Raw genomic sequence first — 18,690 nt, forward strand, 5'->3', positions numbered from 1 at the left:
CCTCTTCGTTCACTCGACCTTCTTCGAGAGAACGATTAACGCCATACTGTCCGTCTTGGCAGACGACGTGATATCGTGTGCTCCGTCGAAATGAACGACATCGCCTGCTTCAAGCTGATGTGATTCCTCATCGAGTTGTAACGAGATCTCGCCCGAGATAAGGTAGAGAATCACGTGGCGATTGGGATGATCGTGTGTCTCCGCACGCTCGCCAGCAGAGAGCGTTAGTCTGAGGGTTTTCGGCTCTTCGGTTGGAAACGCGTTGGCATAGGGTGTGCCGTCGAGGTCGTCTAATGATTCGATCGTTACCATCGTATCAGTGTGCAGTTGGTCTTTCTCATTATCTGTAGTGGGAGCATTCCCTCGGTGGATTGAATCTACTCGACGTGGACGCGTACGACGTGGCCACCACAACCGCACTGTTCGATATACTCCCAGTGGACTTCCTCATCACTAAACCGCTCGTCCAGCGTGTCGTACAGGAACCCCTCGGGATGGTCGTGTGCCTCGTGGGTGACGAGATTCACATGGTGACCACTGGCTGTATGTTCGACCGCTTCGATCGCGTGGCGTTTGAGGAGCGAGAGATCGTCCTCGTATTGTGGTTTTTCGAGGTTTGCCGACCAGGAATTCTCGTGAATTCGATCGGTCACCGGCTCAGTTTCGCCGTGAGCGTGGTCGTGATCGTGGGAATGACTTGCCATCACACTATGTTGGTCTGCAATTCTCATAAGGGATGTGGTGCCTGCGTCACAGATGCAAAGAGAACGATGGAACGTCAATCGTCGTCGGATCCGGAGATTCACCCCTTCCTCGGCGAAGATGCGCCGGAAAATAATTGCCCCAGCGGAGACCGTATCGGGTATCTCGCGACGAACAAAACGCTTTTTCACGACCTCATAACTGAACACGCCAGCGCCGAGGATGACTAAGATGTCGCGAGGTAGGCGTGCCCAGAACAGTAGATACACTCCCCGACAATTATGAGTAGGATGAGTTAGTTCTAGTGCCGCTGAACTAAGGAATCTCGGCTGTGCAGGAAGTCATCAGAAGAACGATCACCACCCTCGTTAGGAGGGCGCCACACGAAAGGCTATGCAGCCTGCGGACGTACAGGCGATTGATTCAATATGGGAGACCAGATCCAGTTCCACGTTCAGGATGCGGATTTCGACTGTGAAACATGTACGACTACGGTTGACCAGGCACTTCAATCAGAAGGTGGGATCGAACAGCTCAATGTTGAAGAAAACGGCACCATAGAAATCACGTACGAAGCCGACCACACCTCGCCAGAGATGCTCGAACGGATAATCGAGAATCAGGGATATTCTGTTAGACGAAACCAATCGTAGTCAGCTGAACTTATCTAACTAATGCGCTCGATCATACAGAGAATCTCTACATCCATTTGATACGATAATTAGTCCCGGTAGTAGTATTCGCCGCTCGATTTTTGTTTCCGGTCAAGTTGACTGTCTGGCTTATTCACTCGAGGTCTGCCAGTTCGTTCGTCCCGTCGAAACGTGATTCCGAGGGCAGAGAGAAACGCGTTCATACCATCCCGAATCGATTGCGGAGGATTTGCATGGCCACTCTGACTCGGCTCACCCTCGAAGACGATCAATCGGTCGGCAACTCGATCGATGACGAAGAGGTCGTGATCCACGACGAGCACGGGTCGGTTCGTTCGGTTGCTGAACTGGCGGATTCGATCAGCGAGAATCACTCGACGGTCCACGTCGAGGAACGCCGAGGGTTCGTCTAAGAGGTAGAGATCCGCGTCACGGGCAAGACAGAGCGCGATCCCGATACGCTGTAACTCCCCGCCCGAAAGCGAGTCGAGCGAGCGGTCGTACAACGGTTCGATGTCGAACGGATTCTGGATTCGTGTCTTGAATGATTGGGCGTGGATATCGGTGGCAGATGCAAAGCGCTCACGGACTGTTACATCGCTGTCCGGCGTGATGTACTGGGGTTTGTACGATACGATGGCCTCGTCCGGAACTCGTCTACTATCAGGAGTTACATTCCCGGCGAGCATTTTCACGAACGTCGTTTTGCCCAGCGCGTTCTCTCCCACGATACCGACCGATTCACCGGCGTGAATCCGTCCCGGTTCGACGACGAGCGAAAAGTCCGCGAGCGATTTTTCGAGTTTGGGATACGTGAGAATCGGTTCGTCGGATCGGCTGTCACGAGAGCCAGCTGACGGGAAGTCGATCGCCTGGCGCCGAATTTGGACGTTTTCCTCGGACAGTTTCCCCACTAAGAACTGGTTGATGCCCGTCCGGACTGCCGACCGCTGAGCGACGACACCGAACCCGCCCGGCTCACCGTACAGTATGTGGATCGCGTCAGAGAGTAGGTCGAGCGTCGCAAGGTCGTGTTCCACGACGACTGCCGTGGCATCGGCTTCCTGCACGTGACTGCGGATCGTCCGTGCCACTGACAGCCGCTGTTCGATATCTAAAAACGACGATGGTTCGTCGAACAGGTAGAGATCCGCTGTCGTCGAGAGGGTCGCACCGATCGCAACTCGCTGTCGTTCACCGCCGGACAGATCGGACAGCGATCGATCGAGAATCGAGCGGAGACCGAGTGCATCGACGAATCGGTCCGGATCGTCCGAACGGGTAGCGAGCAGTTCGTGTACCGTTTCTGCGTCGGTCTCGTGGAGGGAGTCGACCCGTTGGTCCTTGTAGGCGGTGACGACTGACTCGTCTCGGAGCCGTTCGAGATGAGTCTGCAGGGTCGTCCCCCGAAACAACTCGATCGCCCGGTCCCAGTCTGACTCTTCACTTGTACCCCCAAAATTCGGCACTCGATTGCCAGCCAGAATGTCCAACGCAGTACTCTTTCCGATGCCATTGCGGCCGAGGAGGCCGATAACTGAACCGTCGACCGGGATCGGGAGATTGTACAACCTGAATCCGTTCTCACCATACTGGTGGACGAGCTGCCCGGTTTCCGCCGGAAGTGGTATGATCTGAATCGCGTCGTTGGGGATCTTCTTTTCGATGAGCTTGTGCTCGGCCAGTACGTTGGCGTCGTCGATGTGGAGTTCCCCACTCTCAGTGACGTGGAACCCCTCGTGACCGGACCGATTCAGCGGGTCGTATTTGACCGCGATGTTTCGTACTTCGTCGGTGATCTTGTCCTGGTCAATGATTGCGACGTATTCTTGCTTCCGTCCGCTTTCGGGCCCTGTCATGAATTACCTATACCGTCTGTCCGAGCGTTTATGGGTCGCTGTCGCGGCGTAATCCTCGGTAGACCGAATCGTATGCGGTGGATTTGGGTTTGCTCGATCACCGATGCCGATCGAGCAGGTCGGCAGACGGTTTCCACTCGGCATCGTCGTCAAAGTACTGTTCGACGATCGGTTCGTCGGGCATCTGACCGGTCTGACGTTTCTCTTCGCTGTAGGACGGGCGCCCCTCTTCGACGAAGAACCGGCCAGTCAGAATTTCGCCTTGGTGGAGGCGTGTGTCAGTTTCCCGCATCATTTGCGCTGCCTCATCACGATCGTGGACGTCGAACTCGAAGTCTTCGGAGTCCTGAACGTCGATGTAGGGCACGTACTGCTTGGCGTCCTTGTTCCACGTCGGACACTGAGTGAGGAAATCGATGTGTGCGAAGCCGTCGTGGTCCATCGCTTCGACGAGAATCTCCGTCGCCTGTCGAGGATTAACCGCTGCTGTCCGTGCAATGTACGTCGCACCCGCATTGAGGCCCCACTCCAGTGGCCGGATCGGGTTCTTCGCCGAGCCGGACGGTTGTGTCTTGGATTTGTGCCCCTTCGGACTCGTCGGCGACGTCTGCCCTTTCGTCAACCCGAAAATCTCGTTGTTGAACACGATGTAGGTCATGTCGTGGTTCTCTCGGGCAGTGTGCGTGAAGTGGTTGCCACCGATCCCGTATCCGTCCCCATCGCCACCCGCGGCGACGACCTCCAGATTAGGATTCGCAAGTGTCGCCGCCCGCGCCACCGGGAGCGATCGACCGTGGATCGAATGGAATCCATAACTCTCGAAATACGACGAAAGTTTGCCCGAGCATCCGATTCCCGTGACGAGCAATACCTCGTCGGGATTTTTGCCCCGCTCCACCATCGCTTGCTTTAGCGTCTTCAGGACGGCGAAGTCCCCACAGCCGGGACACCACGTCGCCCGTGGTTCGACGCCGGGGGTGAACGCGTTCGTGTCTACCTCCTGATCTGCACCGATTGCGTTGAATGCACTCATTGTGGTTACCTCGAGTTAGCTGCTTTCGTTGGTTCGAGACGCGTCGTCGGTGGCGCCTCGCTCGGATCGTCAGTAATGACGGCACGGACACCGTCGACAACCTCAGCGGGTTCGAAGGGATTACCGTCGTACTTGAGCAGACTAGATAGCCGATCGCCGTACGCTCCCAGTTCGCGCTGTACCAATCCCCGGAATTGACCGCCGGAGTTCATTTCGACGACAACAGCTTCCTCAACGCTTTCGAGGAATTCGACAACGTCAGACTCCGGGAACGGCATCATTTCGCTTACGCCTAGTGCCGAAACGGAGTCATCAGTCTCGTTGAGTCGATCGACCGCTTCGAAGACAGTACTCTGTTGACTCCCCCACACCAGGATCCCGTAGCGGGCATCTTCGGGCCCATATCGGGTCTGGTGTGTGCCCGTCTCATCGAGTGTCTCGCGGATCGCCTCTTGCTTTGTTCTGCGTCGGTCGACCTGTCGACGACGATTTTCGGGATCTTCGCTAATATGGCCTGCAGGGTTGTGTTCGTTTCCGCTCGTCAGAAATCGGCCACCTTTCTGGCCGGGGAGTGTTCGCGGTACGACACCATCGTCAGCGTCGTACTGAAAGCGGAGATACGTTCCCGACGCGTGGTGAGCTGCATCTTTGATTTCTTCTTCCGTGAGAACGGTGCCTGGATCCGGATCAGGGGCCGATTCGGTGAACACGCTATCCGGGACCGTCCGATACTCCCCCGAGAGCTTCTGGTCGATGATGACGATCGCGGGGAGTTGGTACTCGTAAGCCAGTTCGAACGCTCGACGCGTCTGTTCGTAACATTCCCTGATCGTTCCTGGTGCGAAGACGACTCGGTTGGAATCGCCCTGGCTGGAGTACAGGACGTGGTCGAGATCTCCCTGCTCTGGCTTTGTCGGCATCCCGGTCGATGGGCCGCCGCGCATCGCCTCGACGAAGACGACCGGTGTCTCGGTCATTTCAGCCGTTCCGAGCAGCTCGGACATAAGTGCGAACCCACCACCCGAGGAACCGGACATCGCCTTGACACCAGCGTGGGACGCACCGATCGCCATTCCAGCAGCGGCGATCTCGTCTTCGACCTGTTCAGAAACACCACCGTACTCGGGGAGATGCTGGGACAGTATCGTGAACACTTCCGTCCACGGCGTCATGGGATAGCCCGAGATGAACCGACAGCCGGCGTCGAGCGCACCGTATGCCACCCCGTGTGATCCGGAGAGAAGGATCGGATCTTCCTCGTGCGTTCCATCCGGAAGGACTACATCATGGTCAATCTCGTTTTCGTCCCGTATCTGATTGTATGCTGCTTCAAGGATCGTCAGGTTCGCCTCCAGCGCGTTGCCGCTCATCGTATCCGACATCAGCGCTTCGAAAGGTTCGAGATCCATAGACAGAAGCGCCGCCGTTGCACCAACGCCCGCCGTGTTGCGCATCACTTCACGACCGTGTTCGGTTGCAATGTCCCGAAGGTCGAGCGGATACACGTGCCAATCGTGTTCCGCAGCTAGCTCTTCGAGTGACGTATCGAGTACTGCATCGACGTCGTCGATGTCGATCACACCCTCATCGTAGATGATGATCCCCCCATCACGAAGGTCATCGAGGTTTTCTACGAGAGGCTTGATTTCCTCATTCCCGTAATAGGCGTCCTCATCCGGGCTTCGTGCAAACGAGTCACCCAGTGCCAAGAGAAAGTTATACCCGTCTCCCCTGGACTGCACCGGCGTTGCCTTGGTTCGAATTTCGGTATACGTGTGGCCACCGCGTATCCGTGATGGATAGTGGCGATGGGTGAATACGTGGAGCCCTGACCGCATCAGTACTTTCGCGAAGTTCTGGCTCGTTGAGTCGATGCCGTCGCCAGAGCCTCCTGCGAGTCGCCAAATGAGTTCTGTATCTGTCATCCGTTAGGTTTGCTCACCTGATTATCGTACGATTTCGTGCCATAAGTAGTGCCACGGGAACATGTTCGTTTGAGCCCAGCGGACTCTTCAGAACGAATACGTCTGGTCTTTCTGTTCAATATCCCAGACCCCAGCCCGGTCATCGTAGGATTTCCGCCCCACGAATGACTCGTCAAGATTCCCAAGAACGGCTAGATAGATGTCCTCACTGGAGTGGTAGGTTTGCTCGTTCGCCGTATCCAGAACTGCTGCGACCGTTGTCGGTTCCCCGGTTGGGGGAGTTAGTTCCCTCTCACCAAACTCGTCGATGAGAGCGTCGTCCTCGATTGGAAAGTCAAATTCGCGTTCACACAACTCTTGAATTTCGACTGGTCCCATGCGTGTCTCGTCATCCCCTATCCCGATAAGTGTTGGTTCGCGTTGCCAAGTGACGAGAGAAGACACCCCACGACAGGGCGTCTATCTCACAGCTTCGAAAAGATCATGAATTCGGATTCGAGCACACCACACTCATCGTTCCAGGAATATTGTTTCACCTTGCCGGTGCCTAACGAACATATTCTGCGGAGGAAATAAGCGAGAGGCGACCGTCAGTTTCTCCTAATGCCAACCATCGAATATCTGAATTACGACGTGGTGGACGATCAAGAGTGGGATATCTACGACGACGAAAATTTTGAACGGGCCGAGGAACTCGATCTGACGGACGAGGACTACGGTACGTTCGAGTGTAACGAAGGCGAATTTATTCTCGAAACAGCGGAAGCCAATGGTTACGACTGGCCATTCTCCTGTCGAGCTGGGGCATGTGCGAACTGTGCTGCGATCGTCATCGAAGGCGAGATCGAGATGGATATGCAGCAGATCCTCAGCGACGAGGAAATCGAAGAGAGAAACGTCCGACTTACGTGCATTGGATCGCCAGCAACTGAGCACGTAAAGCTCGTCTACAATGCCAAGCACCTAGATTACCTGCAAAATCGGGTGATTTGAGCAACTCCAATGCACGTTGGATTCGACCACAACACCGGTTCTGAGATATGCTTGGATGTATTGAACAGATGGAGGTATTCCCTGAGCCGCCCGATGTAGACAAGGCGAGACTCATCGAGGGCAAGGAGCTGATTCGTTTCTGTAAGGCTGCGGATTACCGTTGGAGAAAGAATTCGAGATAGTGATAGCGATCCACGTTTCAGTTAGTTCTGGGATAGATATCTACGAGGCAACTGGCATAATGCCACTGTCGATATCACTGGTAGTCGATTTCTCCGTCTCCTTCACCGATCCACGCGCCTCGATCTGGCTCCCGAGATTCCAAAGGATCTGGAAGATCCTTGTACCACGGAACATTCTTGAGCTGTTCTTTATTGTATGCGAGATCATGTTTCGTATCTCCTGTGAATTCGAATTGTTGAGTGAGAATGATAGCGTCAGTCGGACACACTTCCTCGCAGAGGCGACAATAAATACATTGGCCGATATGGAGGTTGTACTGTTCGCCATTTCGATCTTCGTCCATAACGATCTGGATTGTGTCGTTCGGGCAGACGTTTTCGCACTGCCGGCACCAGATACAGCGCTCCTCACTGAATTTGTGGACTCCTCGGAACCGGGGACTCACTTCAGGTGCTTCATCCGGATATTCGACAGTGAACGTTTTCCCATCTAAGGCGTGTTTCATCGTCACCGCCATCGATTTGAGAATCCCGATCATACACTGTTCAGTAACTTCCCCTTCCTACACCTTAGGTGTACGTGCGCTCACGAGGAAAAATCATCACCATTACCCATTCTCTGAACCTGCACCGTTGTCCTCATCAATCGCATCATCAGATACGTTAGGAGCACCGATGACAAGTACGCGGCTGCTCTCCACAGCAGTCAGTTGACGCCAAGATTCTGGAGGGACAACGATACAATCCCCTGGTGTTACAGTGAACGCCTCTCCTTCAATTTCCATCTCAAGACGGCCATCAAGAACGACGTACAGTTCCTCTTGTTCACGTTGCCGATGACGATCGTTCGAGTCGCCAGAATCAAACTCCCACACACTCGGGCGCATCTTCGATGGTCGAAGTTCGTATCCTACTGCACGCAGAGATGGGTCAAGTCCGTCGATATCCCGTACTTCGAGATCCTCAATGTTTGTCTTAGTGTACGACATACCATCTGGTAGGGAAGCTATCCGTTTAACTTCGGATGATGCCCTTCGAATCTCCGGAGAAAGCAGTCTTAGCAGGACAAGGATGCGTTGGTCACAGAATCCAAAGCGACAGTAGTATGGCGAACATCTTCGCCTCGAAACGAACGACACAGCCGTAGAGAATCAAGAATTATTAGGTACGGGGCCTAATTGTGCCAAACTGTGTCAATATTACTGCAGGCAAGTGAGCCAATCACCCGGCCGACTTTCTGGAAAATCGGGCCAATCGGCAAAGCGGTATTCTACTACCTCTCAGTAGTGGCTATTGTAGTCCTTCTTTGGGGCACCTACGACCGCTTTAAACGATATACACGGGGACAAGAAGACTGGTTCGACCGACTGGACAACCTTCCGGAGAGGATCGTCGTCGCAGCTAAAATCGTCATCACCAACGAGAAACAGTTCGATCGTGACCTAGTCGGTGGGCTGATGCACGCATTCATCATGTGGGGATTTCTAACGCTCTTCATCGCAACGTCAATCCTGTTCGTCGATATGGACGGCTACCGGCTGCTCACGGGTGAGTCGTTCTGGGTTGGTGATTTCTATCTCTCGTATTCGTTCGTGGTGGACGCTATGGGGTTGCTTTTCGTCGTTGGGCTCGCTATTGCTCTCTATCGACGATATATCGGTCATCTAGATCGCCTTTTCGGTCCAAACAGTAGTCTTGAGGATGATCTATTCCTCTGGACGTTGTTTTTCCTCGGTATCGGGGGATATATCACTGAAGGGATACGCATCCTTGGAACTAGTGCCGTACGTGATGTTTCGTTTGAAACGGTCAGCTTCGTCGGTTGGTTCGTCAAAGATGTATTCCAGATCGCCGGGATGACACCTGAATTAGCTGGACAACTGTATCCCATCGTCTGGTGGGCACACTCCCTCAATGCCTTCATCTTTATCGCAGCAATTCCCTACGCGAAGCCCTTTCACATGATATCGTCGTTCGCCAACGTCGTCGCTCGCGACAAAAAGGCAGGGAAACGCTTGCCATCGATTCCATCAGATATGGACGCCGACACCGGCGCCGCATCCATCAACTCGTTCTCGTGGAAGGACATACTTGATCAGGATGCCTGTACTAAATGTGGTCGGTGTACGGCAGCCTGTCCCGCTCACGCCTCAGGGCGCCCTTTGAGTCCGCGTGACGTCATTCTTGACCTCAAACAGTACCGTGAACAGGTGGACGCTGGTGGCGAAGAACAACCGATTATCGCTGACGGTGGTAATTCCGTTATTGCAGCTGAAACAATGGAATCCTGTATGGCCTGCATGGCCTGTATGGATGCCTGTCCCGTCGAAATCGAACACCTCAAGACGTTCACTCGGTTGAACAGACATCTCACCGATGAGGGCGAAATCCAGGCTAGCCTCCAGGACGCCTTTCGAAACGTCATGCAGAACGGGAATACGTTCGGGAATAATCAGCGGCACCGAGGCAACTGGACAGAGGAGCTGGCGTTTGATGTGACTGACGCCCGTGAAGAAGAAGTAGAGTATCTCTGGTACGTCGGCGACTACCCGAGTTACGACGATCGCAATAAGAAGGTCGCTCGCTCACTGGCTCGATTATTCAAGGAGGCTGATGTGGAGTTTGGGATCCTCTTCGAGGGTGAGGTCTACGACGGTAACGACATCCGTCGCGTCGGAGAGGAGTTGTTGTTCATTGAGCAGGCCGGAACTATGATCGAGAAATTCCAGGACTGCGAGTTCGAGAAAATTGTCTGTACTGACCCCCATTCGATGAATACGTTCAAAAACGAATATCCAGAGCTGGACTTCGGAGAGTGGGCCGACGATCCGATGTTCGACTTCGACATTGATGACAATCAGTGGAATCCTGAAGCAGACGTGTATCACTGGTCCCAAGCCGTGGAGGAACTGGTCAGAGATGGTCGTTTAGGCCTCGATGGGACCGAACTTGACTATACTGTTACCTACCATGATCCCTGCCACCTAGGTCGGTTTAACGATGTATACGAGACTCCGCGAGAACTCGTCCGTGCAACAGGATGCGATCTCCACGAAATGCCACGAAATCGCGCTGATTCATACTGCTGTGGCGGTGGCGGCGGTGGCCTCTGGATGGAGCACGAGCAAGACGAGAAACCCAGCGAGGAACGTCTCCGTGAGGCATTAGAAGACACTGACGCTGGCGAACGCATCGAGAAGTTTGTTGTCGCCTGTCCACTCTGTATGACGATGTACGAAGACGGCCGGAAAACCGGCGGATACGAAGACGACATCGAGATCGTCGATATCGCCGAACTCCTCATCGAAGCTATTGAGACGTCACGCAAGACGGTGTAATCCAGGAAGATACGCACCCATATATTGACTCGGATAGAAATGAGTACAATTGTTTCAGACTCGTTACGATGAGCGGCAGATAGTCGGTATGTTCTGAGCGTGAGCGAGCAAGACGCTGGTCGATGCATTCCCAAACCGGTATCTCGATTGGCTATGAATACCGATGTAATGTTCCCACGAGCGAGTGGTGTTCTCGGAATAGTCGTGTCGATCATCATGGCTATCGGTGCCATCTACGTTCTCGTCACTGAGACGTTCGGTGGATATGCCGGAACAAACGCAATTCTTGTCTGTCTCTTTCTCGTAGTACTTGGCGGGTTAGAGTTGAGCGTCATCTTGAAACATGGACGTGTTTCCACGCCGTACTGGTGACGGCGGCTTAGTCTCTCAGTTGAACGAGACGGAAGACTACAGTAATCACCGCGAAATAGAAGGTGTTTCCGACGATTTGCGTTGCTACTGATGGAGGTGAGTTCCGCCCAAGACCGGTTTGAACTTACTCCTCTCGCTGATCCCAGTCGGAAACCCCCAAATCAAAGTCACACATCGGTCGGGATAGATCTGTATCGATCATTGGTGATGATACGATGGAGGCCCTTACACTGTTGGTCGCGGTTCTTGCGGTCCAGACCTACCCGTCAGACTCGGAATTGAGAGGTCGATCCGCCGAAGGAACTGAGCATTGATTGCGACGATTACCGTGCTGAGCGACATCAGGAGCGCGCCAACGGCGGGCGAGAAGAGAATGCCGATAGGTGCCAGTACGCCTGCTGCAAGCGGAATCGCCAGGACGTTATACCCTGCCGCCCACACGATATTCTCCTGCATCTTTCGGTAACTCGCCCGACTCAGCTTCACGAGGCGGACGACGTCCATCGGATTGTTCTGGACGAGGATGATATCTGCCGATTGCACCGCGACGTCCGTCCCGCTCCCGATTGCGATACCGATGTCGGCCCGCGTGAGTGCGGGTGCGTCGTTGACACCATCGCCGACCATCGCCACGAGTTTCCCCTGATTCTGAAGTTCAGTTACTTTCTTGTCCTTGTCCTCGGGGAGCACTTCGGCGAAGACAGTGTCGATACCGAGGTCGTCGGCGACGGCACGGGCGACGTCCTCTGAATCACCGGTCAGCATCGCAACCTCGATGCCGAGTTCGTGGAGCGCGTCGACCACCTGGTAGCTTTCCTCTCGAATGACGTCGGCCAGCGCAAACGCAGCGATGAGTTCGTCCTCGCGGACGAGGTATACGACCGTCTGTGCGTTCTCCCCGGCCTGTTTTGTGAAGGCTGTAAGCTCGGATGGGACGTCACTGTCGAGGTGCGAGAGGAGGTTCGGCCCGCCGACGTAGATTGAAGTCCCGTTTACCGTCGCGCGGACGCCGCGACCCTTGAGCGCCTCGAAGTCGGTCGCCTCCCGTGCCGTGACGCCCTGCTGGTCGGCCGCCTCCCGGATCGCCTGTGCAATCATATGTTCCGAGTCACCCTCGACGGCCGCCGCCAGCGCGAGCGCTTCGTCCTCGCCGACACCCTCGACGGTCGCAACGTCGACGACGCCCTGTTCTCCCTTCGTCAGAGTGCCCGTCTTGTCGAAGATAATCGTATCCAGTTCTCGCGCTTGTTCCATGGCGATACGGTCCCGGATGAGCATCCCGTTGCGTGCAGCAAGTGAGGTGTTGATCGCGACGACGAGCGGAATCGCCAGGCCGAGCGCGTGTGGACAGGCAATCACCAAGACTGTGACAACCCGCTCAATGACCTCGACATTGAAGGAGATAGCAGCCGTCCACGCGATGGCAGTTACGACTGCGGCGGCCACAGCGACGTAGAACAGCCAGCCCGCCGCTCGGTCGGCAAACAGCTGTGTCTGTGACTCGCTCTGTTGGGCCTCCTCGACTAATCGCATGATGCCCGCCAGCGTCGTCTCGTCGCCCGTCGCGCTGATGCGGACCCGGAGACTCCCGTCACCGTTGATAGTCCCGCCGATAACCTCGTCGTCAGGCTCCTTCGAGACCGGCTTCGATTCGCCGGTGATCATCGATTCGTTCACATCCGAGTCGCCCTCCTCGACAACGCCATCAGCTGGCACGCTCGCGCCTGGACGCACAAGCACGAGATTGCCTTCGGAGAGATTGCTGACCGGTACCTCTTCAGTGGTACCGTCGGCAGTGATACGCTCGGCCGTGTCGGGCAGGAGTTTCGCCAGTTCATCGAGTGCGCTCGACGCCCGGCGGACGCTCCGCATTTCGATCCAATGTCCAAGGAGCATGATGTCGATGAGCGTCACCAGTTCCCAGAAGAACGCCGACATCGTCGGGAGGATGATGCTCGCGAGACTGTAGACGAACGCGACGGTGATCGCCATCGAGATGAGCGTCATCATCCCCGGCGAACGGTCGCGCAGCTCGGGAACGGCCATCTCGAGGAACGGCACGCCACCGTAGGCGAAGACGATCACCGCGAAAACCGGGTTGATCCACTCGCTACCGGGGAACGCCGGGACCGAAAACCCGAGCCACTCCTGGAGCGTCTCGCTGTAGAGGAGAACGGGAATCGAGAGGAGCGTCGAGACGAAAAAGCGCCGCCGGAACATCTGCTCGTGACCCTCGTGCATCCCACCGTGGCCGCCATGGTCGCCGTGAGCGTGGCCGTCGCTTCCGTGGTCCATGTCGTGTTCGTGCTGCTCGTGAATCCCTTGCTCTGCCTCGTCTGCATCTTCCGCCTTCTCTTCAAGTATTGACTGTTCCACTCGCGACGTTTCCCGGTCACCCCCAGCCACGTCCTCACTCCCCTCGTTTACGTGGTGTCCGTCATGGCTCGCGTGACGATCAGAATGTTCATCATTACCGGTCGAATCTCTGTGCTTATCCATAGGTAATCCCAGTTAGTGATGCTACGTTACTCAGAACGAAAGGAGTGTGGATTATTCAATCAGTTCCGTATTCGCGCATGAATTCGAGAGCGAGTTGTTTCGCGTCATCGAACTCCTCGACGATTCCGAGTTCCTCGGAATGTTCACCTGCCGTCCATACGAGATATCCCCATCCACCGAATTTATTTGGCTCTTGGACTCGGTTGATCCGAACGAGTAGATTTCCGCCGTCATAAGAATAGACGACTCGAGGATACTCTTGATCGATGAATCCGTGATAGGAGACCCCTTCCTCCTCGAGATGCCAGTTCTTCGGCAAAGTTTCTGCTATGGCCATAAGAGTAGGTTGCGTTGCTGTCACTATGATGATTCCACCGAAGATGTTCGGTTAACTTTCACCGATAATCACCAGTGACGGATCATCATATCTGGTGTCTGGTGTTATTGGTGGAATCCTTGAGTGCGGATAAGAGACAGAATGCTAAATGGGTATGTGGATTTCTCGCTAGCTGCTGTCCTTAGTCCACCGTTTCGGCGTACACCGTAGTTACTTCTGGAATTTCCATTGGCAACTTGTTCTGGATCGCTTGAACGGTGAATGGAGAAATCCCACATCCACCACAGGTACCACTCAGTCGAATCCACACTTCACCGGTTTCCTCGTCAATATCTTGAATCGCGGCGCTCCCGCCATGCATGGCGATTTGTGGGAAATTCGTCCGTAGAAACCCTGCGACACGGTCGGTGAGTGTATTGGATTCTTCGGTCGACTCTACAGCCATACCTTGATATGGCCTGTCCAACCGGGTAACTGTTGAGCCGAACATCTTTGCTCAATCATCGAAGGAGGTCATTGTCTCAGCTAAATGCAGAGCCAATCGATGATGTATTTGCTGGTACTTGACGACCGAACCCAGTCTTATTGGGGTTGCGTCCAACAGTTGAACTATGGCAACAGGTCTCGACTACCCATGGTGGCTCCGAATCACGCACTGGTTCAATTTCTTCTTCATCATCTTGCTGTTCCGCAGCGGGTACGAGATTCTCATGAGCCACCCCAAGCTCTACTGGACCGACGACGGTATGCCGGGCGACGAATGGCTCCGAGTCGGCGACAAGGAACGATCGACCGACTTCGATAAGGACGTCATCGACGGCGAGGACCTCTGGGCGGCCGAAGACGAAATCGACCCGCCGTCACCGCTCATCTCTTTGCCCGGCCGAGACGCCATCGGGATGGGTCGTCATTGGCACTTCTGGGGCGCGCTCGGATGGACGCTCTGCGGTGTCCTCTACGCCGGAGGGCTCTTTGTCTCTGGTGAATGGACGCGCCTCGTTCCGACATCGCTCGAGATCTTCCCGCAGGCGTGGAACGCGTTAGTGTCGTACGCACAGCTGCAGATCCCCCATTCCGCTGGCTACAACGCCCTCCAACAGCTGACGTACTTCAGCGTCATCTTCATCCTGTCGCCGGTGATGATCGTCACCGGTCTCCTCCAGGCACCGGCCTTTCGGGCGCACTGGCCCGACCGGTTCGGCTGGAATCGACAGCTCAACCGGAGTATCCACTTCATTGGATTCGTCGCGTTCAACGTCTTCCTGTTCGGCCACGTCGCCCTCGTCGCCGCGCACGGGTTCTGGTCCGAGATGGGAAAGATCGTTCTCGGGAGCGAGACGGCCTCGACCGACCTGACGATCGCACTCACCGTGTTGGGCATCGCAATCGTCTTCGGGTTCGCCGCCCTCGCCACGTGGGTCTCCCTGAAGCGGCCGTACTTCACTCAGAACCTCCTCGAAATCGGCGTCGACCCGTTGTTGAAAGGGCTGTTCCACCACGTCTCGTTCTACGACGGCGACGACCGACCGGAAGAATCGGACTTCGCCCGCGTCAACGGGAAGCCGCCGCGCAACGATGAGTACCGGGCCCACTTCGAGAACGGCTTCGAGGACTGGACGATCACGGTCGACGGCCTCGTCGAGAACGAACTCGAACTCACCAACGACGAGATCCGGGAGATGGACAAGCAAGAACACGTCACCCGCCACGACTGCATCCAGGGCTGGACGTACTACGCCAAGTGGGGTGGTATCCCGCTGTCGGCCATCATGGACCGGTGTGAGCCCCACGAGGACGCGGAGTGGCTCGTCTTCTGGACGCTCGACGAGAAATGGGAGTACTCCGAGGACGGTCCGTTCGAGGAGAAGGGCGTAGACGACGAGATTCCGGAGTTCTACTACGAGGCCATCCGGATGGATAAGGCTCAGGAGCCACGTTCGATCCTCGCCTACGAGATGAACGACGGCGATCTCCCCGTGGCCCACGGGGCTCCCTACCGACTCCGCATCGAGAGCCAGCTCGGGTACAAAATGGCCAAGTGGGTCACTCACATCGAGTTCGTCGAGGACTTCGAGGACATCGGAAAGGGCTACGGCGGGTGGCGCGACGACGTCCTCCACTACTACCCCAACAGCGCCGACATCTGAGACGACGATGATCGTCCCCGTCCTCGCGACCGCATCCGGCGCTCCACCCCTTCGATGACAACCGACCACGACCCAGACGAATCGGGTGAGTCGCCGGTCGGCAGTGTCAGCCATGCCGGGAACGTCCTCGGCCTTCTAGAGGACTGGGACCCGCTCTACTTCGCGCTCGTCATGGCGACCGGCATCGTTTCCATCGGTGCATCTCTCGTCGGGTTCGAGCGAATCGGTCGAGTGCTGTTCGTAATCAATGCGTTCGCGTACGTCGGTATCGGCGTCCTCACGGTGGCACGAATCGGCCGCGCCTTCGGATCGACGCTCGAGGACCTCGTCTCGCCGGACCGGGCGGTGGGGTCGTTCACTGCCGTCGCAGCGACCTGTATCCTCGGGAGTCAGATCGTCGTCTTCGAGCAGTCGATTCTAGCCGCGACGGCGCTCCTGGTCTTGGCAGGCGGTCTCTGGTTCGTTCTCACGTACACTGTGTTCGTGGGGCTCACGATTCGGAACGTCGACGACCCCATCGAAGAGACGCTCGACGGCGGCTGGTTGCTCGCCGTGGTCGCCACGCAGTCCGTGGCCGTGCTCACCGCGTTGATCGCCCCGCAGTATCCGTCGATCCTCGAGAGCGCCGGTCTAGTGGCACTCGTCCTGTACCTGATCGGCGGCGGGTTCTACCTGGTGTTGTTCACGCTGGTGTTCTACCGGATGACGTTCTTCGCGTTCCGACCGGTGTCTGCGACGCCGCCGTACTGGATCAACATGGGCGCCGTTGCGATCACGACGCTGTCGGGCGCGTTGCTCCTCCGTCTCGGACCGTCGTGGCCGTTCATCGCCGAGATTCGTCCGTTCCTCCTCGGGTTCACGTTCTTCTTCTGGGCGACGGCCACGTGGTGGATCCCGTTGCTCGTCGCGCTCGGCGTCTGGCGACACACCGTCGGCGGAATCGCACTGCCGCATCGCCCGGGGGGCTATGACCCACGATACTGGGGGATGGTCTTCCCGCTCGGGATGTATACGGTGAGCACGTTCCGTCTCGCGAGCGAAACGGGAATCGAATTACTGCACGTCGTCCCGCGAGTGTTCGTCTACGTCGCATTGGGTGCGTGGATGGTCGTGAGTGTCGGGCTGGTCCGTCGCGCGGTACGGTGGTCACGGGCAGCTTTCGGGTAGGATCGCCTCTCACTCGGTCAATTCGACGTTCACGCGAGTGATGTCTCCGCCACAGAGACACCGTCCTCGATCCGAGGGCCGAACATACCAATTCGCCGATTGCACGGTTTCGTCCCTGTTACCACTGTGATCCGAAGAACTGGAGCCGTCCCAGCCCGGATACAGAGTACGCGCACCTCGGTTCGTTTTTGGCCGTGGGCCCAAAGGGTTGGAGCACTCGTATGACTGATTCGAAGTATCACCTCGAAACTCTGGCAACGCGGTTCGACCGGGCCGGTGGCGGCGTCCGCAATGCCGGTGATGTCGTTCCGCCAATTCACCTCTCGACCACGCACGAGATGCGCAGTCCCGGGGAATCGGACCACGGGTACAAGTACAACCGGTTCGGCAATCCCACGCGTGACATCCTCGAAGAACGACTCACCAAAATCTGCGATGCCGAACGCGCAGTCACCTGTGCCTCCGGGACCGCTGCGATTGCAGCCACCTGCCTGTCGGTCGTCGAAGCGGGCGATCACATCGTCGCCTTCGACGGCATCTACGGTGGCACGCGCTTACTCTTCGAGGATTTGCTCGTCGATTCGCTGGGCGCCACCGTCGAGTACGTCGACGCGACCGACATGGACACCGTTGACGCGGCAATCACCGACGAGACCGCCTTAGTGTGGATGGAGTCGCCGACGAACCCGTTGCTCCGACTCTGTGACCTCGCCGCCGTGGGCGAGATTGCGACGGCGGTCGACGCGACGTACGTCGTCGATAACACGTTCGCGACGCCGTACTTCCAGCGGCCGCTCGAACGGGGGGCCGACATCGTCGTCCACAGTACGACGAAGTACCTGAACGGACACAGCGATTCGATGGGCGGGGCCATCCTGACTGATGACCACTCTCTGGCTGATGCCGTGGAACACACCCAGTCCTACGATCTAGGTGGCACGCTCGCTCCGTTCGATTCGTATCTCACGCTACGCGGTCTCCGGACGTTTCCGCTCCGGATGGACCGTCACGAGGCCAACGCCGGCGAGCTCGCACGATACCTCGACGGCCATCCGTCGGTAGCCCACGTCAACTATCCCGGACTGCCACACCATCCACAACACGACCTCGCTCGCGAACAGATGGACGGGTTCGGTGGAATCGTCTCGTTCGAACTGGATGCGACCGCCGCAGAAACACGGGCCGTCCTTGAAGTGCTCGACGTTTTTACGCTGGCTGTGAGTCTCGGTGGTACCGAATCACTCGTCGACCATCCCGCCACGATGTCCGCGTCCTACCTCGCAGACGCCGAACGGGAGGCTGCCGGAATCTCGGATTCGCTCATCCGGATCGCCGTCGGCGTCGAGCATGTGGACGATCTACTCGCCGACCTCGATCAAGCCCTCGAGAACCTATGAATCCGCGCCCGAAACCAGTGACCGTGATCGGAAATCGGGATCTGTTCTGATACAGCCGAAAACTACGTGGCGTTGACCGCTTCGTG

18 protein-coding genes are annotated in these 18,690 nt (G+C 56.4%); 7 read left to right on the top strand and 11 right to left on the bottom strand.

Annotation, left to right across the window (positions count from 1 at the left end; genetic code table 11):
• Positions 1-9: 9 nt before the first annotated feature.
• Both NKI68_RS01745 and NKI68_RS01750 read right to left on the bottom strand, forming a co-directional pair.
• Positions 10-312: a cupin domain-containing protein gene (locus NKI68_RS01745; RefSeq protein WP_254544961.1), complete on the bottom strand. Its 303-nt coding sequence runs from the start codon at positions 310-312 to the stop codon at positions 10-12.
• Between the two features lie 65 nt (positions 313-377).
• The gene (locus tag NKI68_RS01750; RefSeq protein WP_254544962.1) at positions 378-704 is read right to left on the bottom strand and encodes a CGCGG family putative rSAM-modified RiPP protein; all 327 of its coding nucleotides are present in this window, start codon (positions 702-704) and stop codon (positions 378-380) included.
• A gap of 426 nt (positions 705-1,130) precedes the next feature.
• Between NKI68_RS01750 and NKI68_RS01755 the strand changes: the two genes are divergently transcribed.
• Positions 1,131-1,355 (top strand): heavy-metal-associated domain-containing protein, encoded by a 225-nt coding sequence (locus tag NKI68_RS01755; RefSeq protein ID WP_254544963.1) that lies wholly within the window; start codon positions 1,131-1,133, stop codon positions 1,353-1,355.
• 68 nt (positions 1,356-1,423) lie between these two features.
• Here the strand turns inward: NKI68_RS01755 and NKI68_RS01760 are convergent, their stop codons facing one another.
• From NKI68_RS01760 to NKI68_RS01775, 4 genes are all read right to left on the bottom strand, one after another.
• Positions 1,424-3,214, bottom strand: a complete 1,791-nt coding sequence (locus tag NKI68_RS01760; protein ID WP_254544964.1) for a ribosome biogenesis/translation initiation ATPase RLI — start codon at positions 3,212-3,214, stop codon at positions 1,424-1,426.
• A gap of 97 nt (positions 3,215-3,311) precedes the next feature.
• Positions 3,312-4,247: a thiamine pyrophosphate-dependent enzyme gene (locus tag NKI68_RS01765; RefSeq protein WP_254544965.1), complete on the bottom strand. Its 936-nt coding sequence runs from the start codon at positions 4,245-4,247 to the stop codon at positions 3,312-3,314.
• A 5-nt stretch (positions 4,248-4,252) separates the two neighbouring features.
• The gene (locus tag NKI68_RS01770) at positions 4,253-6,172 is read right to left on the bottom strand and encodes a 2-oxoacid:acceptor oxidoreductase subunit alpha (protein ID WP_254544966.1); all 1,920 of its coding nucleotides are present in this window, start codon (positions 6,170-6,172) and stop codon (positions 4,253-4,255) included.
• Positions 6,173-6,259: 87 nt separating this feature from the next.
• Positions 6,260-6,550 carry a DUF5789 family protein gene (locus NKI68_RS01775; RefSeq protein WP_254544967.1) on the bottom strand — a complete coding sequence of 97 codons (291 nt, stop codon included), beginning with the start codon at positions 6,548-6,550 and terminating at the stop codon, positions 6,260-6,262.
• 225 nt (positions 6,551-6,775) lie between these two features.
• On the opposite strand from NKI68_RS01775, the gene fer reads away from it, so the two are divergent.
• Positions 6,776-7,165: a ferredoxin Fer gene (fer, locus tag NKI68_RS01780; protein WP_254544968.1), complete on the top strand. Its 390-nt coding sequence runs from the start codon at positions 6,776-6,778 to the stop codon at positions 7,163-7,165.
• A gap of 256 nt (positions 7,166-7,421) precedes the next feature.
• Here the strand turns inward: fer and NKI68_RS01785 are convergent, their stop codons facing one another.
• Both NKI68_RS01785 and NKI68_RS01790 read right to left on the bottom strand, forming a co-directional pair.
• Positions 7,422-7,886 carry a NuoI/complex I 23 kDa subunit family protein gene (locus NKI68_RS01785; RefSeq protein ID WP_254544969.1) on the bottom strand — a complete coding sequence of 155 codons (465 nt, stop codon included), beginning with the start codon at positions 7,884-7,886 and terminating at the stop codon, positions 7,422-7,424.
• Positions 7,887-7,955: 69 nt separating this feature from the next.
• Positions 7,956-8,336, bottom strand: coding sequence for a cupin domain-containing protein (locus tag NKI68_RS01790; RefSeq protein ID WP_254544970.1), 381 nt, complete (start codon positions 8,334-8,336; stop codon positions 7,956-7,958).
• A gap of 207 nt (positions 8,337-8,543) precedes the next feature.
• Between NKI68_RS01790 and NKI68_RS01795 the strand changes: the two genes are divergently transcribed.
• Together NKI68_RS01795 and NKI68_RS01800 are read left to right on the top strand one after the other, a co-directional pair.
• Complete coding sequence (locus NKI68_RS01795) at positions 8,544-10,685, top strand: (Fe-S)-binding protein (RefSeq protein WP_438267807.1); 2,142 nt, start codon at positions 8,544-8,546, stop codon at positions 10,683-10,685.
• A gap of 168 nt (positions 10,686-10,853) precedes the next feature.
• Positions 10,854-11,057, top strand: coding sequence for a hypothetical protein (locus tag NKI68_RS01800; protein WP_254544972.1), 204 nt, complete (start codon positions 10,854-10,856; stop codon positions 11,055-11,057).
• A gap of 225 nt (positions 11,058-11,282) precedes the next feature.
• Here NKI68_RS01800 and NKI68_RS01805 read toward each other — a convergent pair whose 3' ends face one another.
• From NKI68_RS01805 to NKI68_RS01815, 3 genes are all read right to left on the bottom strand, one after another.
• Positions 11,283-13,556: a copper-translocating P-type ATPase gene (locus NKI68_RS01805; RefSeq protein ID WP_368410910.1), complete on the bottom strand. Its 2,274-nt coding sequence runs from the start codon at positions 13,554-13,556 to the stop codon at positions 11,283-11,285.
• 55 nt (positions 13,557-13,611) lie between these two features.
• Positions 13,612-13,893: a hypothetical protein gene (locus tag NKI68_RS01810; RefSeq protein WP_254544973.1), complete on the bottom strand. Its 282-nt coding sequence runs from the start codon at positions 13,891-13,893 to the stop codon at positions 13,612-13,614.
• Positions 13,894-14,074: 181 nt separating this feature from the next.
• A complete protein-coding gene (locus NKI68_RS01815) occupies positions 14,075-14,338 on the bottom strand; it encodes a NifU family protein (protein WP_368410911.1) in 264 nt (87 codons plus the stop codon).
• A 166-nt stretch (positions 14,339-14,504) separates the two neighbouring features.
• Here NKI68_RS01815 and NKI68_RS01820 point away from each other — a divergent pair, with 166 nt between their 5' ends.
• From NKI68_RS01820 to NKI68_RS01830, 3 genes are all read left to right on the top strand, one after another.
• Positions 14,505-16,040: a molybdopterin-dependent oxidoreductase gene (locus tag NKI68_RS01820; protein WP_254544974.1), complete on the top strand. Its 1,536-nt coding sequence runs from the start codon at positions 14,505-14,507 to the stop codon at positions 16,038-16,040.
• Between the two features lie 54 nt (positions 16,041-16,094).
• Positions 16,095-17,207 (top strand): tellurite resistance/C4-dicarboxylate transporter family protein, encoded by a 1,113-nt coding sequence (locus tag NKI68_RS01825; protein WP_254544975.1) that lies wholly within the window; start codon positions 16,095-16,097, stop codon positions 17,205-17,207.
• Between the two features lie 221 nt (positions 17,208-17,428).
• Positions 17,429-18,604, top strand: coding sequence for a trans-sulfuration enzyme family protein (locus tag NKI68_RS01830; protein WP_254544976.1), 1,176 nt, complete (start codon positions 17,429-17,431; stop codon positions 18,602-18,604).
• Positions 18,605-18,690 lie beyond the last annotated feature (86 nt).

Source organism: Halomarina pelagica (genome assembly GCF_024228315.1).
GTDB classification, from domain to species: Archaea; Halobacteriota; Halobacteria; order Halobacteriales; family Haloarculaceae; genus Halomarina; species Halomarina pelagica.

What these genes read in the sequence shown, in the direction of transcription:
- NKI68_RS01745 (WP_254544961.1), bottom strand. Translation starts at nt 312, where the DNA reads ATGGTAACGATCGAATCATTAGACGACCTCGACGGCACACCCTATGCC.
- NKI68_RS01750 (WP_254544962.1), bottom strand. Translation starts at nt 704, where the DNA reads ATGGCAAGTCATTCCCACGATCACGACCACGCTCACGGCGAAACTGAG.
- NKI68_RS01755 (WP_254544963.1), top strand. Translation starts at nt 1,131, where the DNA reads ATGGGAGACCAGATCCAGTTCCACGTTCAGGATGCGGATTTCGACTGT.
- NKI68_RS01760 (WP_254544964.1), bottom strand. Translation starts at nt 3,214, where the DNA reads ATGACAGGGCCCGAAAGCGGACGGAAGCAAGAATACGTCGCAATCATT.
- NKI68_RS01765 (WP_254544965.1), bottom strand. Translation starts at nt 4,247, where the DNA reads ATGAGTGCATTCAACGCAATCGGTGCAGATCAGGAGGTAGACACGAAC.
- NKI68_RS01770 (WP_254544966.1), bottom strand. Translation starts at nt 6,172, where the DNA reads ATGACAGATACAGAACTCATTTGGCGACTCGCAGGAGGCTCTGGCGAC.
- NKI68_RS01775 (WP_254544967.1), bottom strand. Translation starts at nt 6,550, where the DNA reads ATGGGACCAGTCGAAATTCAAGAGTTGTGTGAACGCGAATTTGACTTT.
- fer (WP_254544968.1), top strand. Translation starts at nt 6,776, where the DNA reads ATGCCAACCATCGAATATCTGAATTACGACGTGGTGGACGATCAAGAG.
- NKI68_RS01785 (WP_254544969.1), bottom strand. Translation starts at nt 7,886, where the DNA reads ATGATCGGGATTCTCAAATCGATGGCGGTGACGATGAAACACGCCTTA.
- NKI68_RS01790 (WP_254544970.1), bottom strand. Translation starts at nt 8,336, where the DNA reads ATGTCGTACACTAAGACAAACATTGAGGATCTCGAAGTACGGGATATC.
- NKI68_RS01800 (WP_254544972.1), top strand. Translation starts at nt 10,854, where the DNA reads ATGTTCCCACGAGCGAGTGGTGTTCTCGGAATAGTCGTGTCGATCATC.
- NKI68_RS01805 (WP_368410910.1), bottom strand. Translation starts at nt 13,556, where the DNA reads ATGGATAAGCACAGAGATTCGACCGGTAATGATGAACATTCTGATCGT.
- NKI68_RS01810 (WP_254544973.1), bottom strand. Translation starts at nt 13,893, where the DNA reads ATGGCCATAGCAGAAACTTTGCCGAAGAACTGGCATCTCGAGGAGGAA.
- NKI68_RS01815 (WP_368410911.1), bottom strand. Translation starts at nt 14,338, where the DNA reads ATGGCTGTAGAGTCGACCGAAGAATCCAATACACTCACCGACCGTGTC.
- NKI68_RS01820 (WP_254544974.1), top strand. Translation starts at nt 14,505, where the DNA reads ATGGCAACAGGTCTCGACTACCCATGGTGGCTCCGAATCACGCACTGG.
- NKI68_RS01825 (WP_254544975.1), top strand. Translation starts at nt 16,095, where the DNA reads ATGACAACCGACCACGACCCAGACGAATCGGGTGAGTCGCCGGTCGGC.
- NKI68_RS01830 (WP_254544976.1), top strand. Translation starts at nt 17,429, where the DNA reads ATGACTGATTCGAAGTATCACCTCGAAACTCTGGCAACGCGGTTCGAC.